This is a genomic window from Campylobacter coli LMG 9860 (genome assembly GCF_000254135.1).
Classification (GTDB): Bacteria; Campylobacterota; Campylobacteria; order Campylobacterales; family Campylobacteraceae; genus Campylobacter_D; species Campylobacter_D coli.
In genome coordinates this window covers 1-1,753 of sequence record NZ_AINS01000143.1, presented here as the reverse complement: position 1 = coordinate 1,753, position 1,753 = coordinate 1, and the positions used below count along the sequence as shown (strand labels likewise).

The 1,753-nt window shown below is 30.1% G+C and carries 4 protein-coding genes; all 4 read left to right on the top strand.

Annotation, left to right across the window (positions count from 1 at the left end; all coding sequences use genetic code 11):
* The coding region (locus CCO88_RS09800; protein ID WP_002840766.1) for a Rha family transcriptional regulator at positions 1-414 on the top strand (414 nt) is incomplete at its 5' end.
* Entirely contained in the window at positions 411-962 is a 552-nt protein-coding gene (locus tag CCO88_RS09795) for a hypothetical protein (protein ID WP_002779628.1), read from the top strand. The genes CCO88_RS09800 and CCO88_RS09795, both read left to right, overlap by 4 nt.
* Before the next feature lie 33 nt (positions 963-995).
* Positions 996-1,418, top strand: a complete 423-nt coding sequence (locus tag CCO88_RS09790) for a single-stranded DNA-binding protein (protein WP_002779629.1) — start codon at positions 996-998, stop codon at positions 1,416-1,418.
* 15 nt (positions 1,419-1,433) lie between these two features.
* Positions 1,434-1,709 (top strand): hypothetical protein, encoded by a 276-nt coding sequence (locus tag CCO88_RS09785; protein WP_002779630.1) that lies wholly within the window; start codon positions 1,434-1,436, stop codon positions 1,707-1,709.
* Positions 1,710-1,753 lie beyond the last annotated feature (44 nt).

Below are 1,753 nucleotides of genomic sequence, written 5' to 3'. Positions count from 1 at the left end.
GATTTGCGAGAAATAGGGACTTCCAATTGTCTGCTCAATTTTGAGCTTTCATTCAAAGTCCATAAAATACAAGGTTTTAAAGGTAGAGAAAGAAAATATCCATATTACAACCTAACTCGCGATGGATTCTCTCTTTTAGCGATGGGTTTTACAGGTAAAGAAGCATTACAATGGAAAATACTTTTTATCGACGCTTTTAATGAAATGCAAAAACTTTTACAAAAAGAAATTAAAAGCCCTAATAAATACTTAACAGATTTAATGGAACTTATTTATCCAAATTTACCACAAAACGATTACAAGGTTAGTGTGACTATTACAGATAATCCTTATTCTAAAGAAGCTAAAAATGTATTTTCTTTAAATTATCTTGTAGATAATCGCACACCAAAAGATCCAAAGAAGTTGCAATGAGTGATAAAGAATTAGAAATTTTTGAACTTTGTGAAAGACTGGTTGATCTTTTAGGTGATAAAGAAGCTGTCGCAGATTTACAAACTTTACTAGAAAGACACCCTGAAATGTTTCAAAACAAAGAACAGGTTGCTAACTTAATAAAAAAAGTTATCCATGATCCTGAAATTATTATCAATAATCCGACTCCAAAAAGTGAAAAAGACTACATTGCAGGGAAAAAGCTAAATGAAAAGAAAATGGGTGAAGTAGGTATCCGAAAAGATGAAAATATCAGTAAAATTTTTCACGCTAACGAAAAAAGAATAAAAAACTTGGAATTAATGGCAAAAAAAGATGTAGTAGTCGATGGTAGGAACGCCCACACCTCCTACACTCAAGCCCAAAGTCTTGACGGACGACTGGTTCAAAAGAACATTTCATCGGCTACCAATAAAATTATACCACAACAAAACAAATCCACAAATGATTTTAAAGCAAAATTAGAAGAATTTAGCACCAAAAAAACAAATGCAGTTAAATCTATAAATAAGGAGTTTAAAAGATGAAAAAATATTACACCAACAAAAAGGAGTTAAACAATGAATAATGTAAATCTAATCGGATACTTAGGAAAAGATTTTGAAGTAGGCACTACAAATAGCGGAAGAGTTTATGCAAAAAATTCTCTTGCAATTACAAAGCGATGGAAAAATGAAAGAGGCAATGAAGAAAGTAGCACGACTTGGATACCTATTGTTTTATTTGGCAAAAGTGCAGAAAGTGCATCAACGCACATTAAAAAAGGTTCACAGTTTGCGTGTAGTGGAGAATTATCATCCAATCAATATCAAGATGAAGATGGAAATACTAGAACAATGCTAAGCGTGATTGTATCTAAATTTTACTGGCTTGGCAAAAAAGATAAAGATGACACTGGAACACAAAATCCACAAGTTCCACCAAAAGAGCCAAATATTGATTATGAAAACACAAATATAGATGAAGAAACACAAGTATTTTAAGATTTAAGGATAAAAATGTCTATAAAAAATTTAAGTGTAGAAGAATTAGCACAAGAATTAGAAACTTCAAATCATGAAAAGCTGATTAAAGCTTTGTTTTTATTTGAAAAAAGTTCTTCAATGGAAGATCTTAATTCAGATCAAATAGAAATAATTTTAGATGAAGTATATGAATTTTATATCAATCATAAATCCATATCTTCTTTTTTACAAGAAGATATAAACCAAGCATTAGATGAAGCTATTGATAAAGAGCTTTGCAAAAAACAAGAAAAATCATTTGAAAGGTAAAAAATGAAAAAAAATATCTTTGGTGTTAATAAAGCCATAGGGAA

Coding starts and splice junctions, on each gene's coding strand:
- CCO88_RS09795 (WP_002779628.1), top strand. CDS start 411: ATGAGTGATAAAGAATTAGAAATTTTTGAACTTTGTGAAAGACTGGTT.
- CCO88_RS09790 (WP_002779629.1), top strand. CDS start 996: ATGAATAATGTAAATCTAATCGGATACTTAGGAAAAGATTTTGAAGTA.
- CCO88_RS09785 (WP_002779630.1), top strand. CDS start 1,434: ATGTCTATAAAAAATTTAAGTGTAGAAGAATTAGCACAAGAATTAGAA.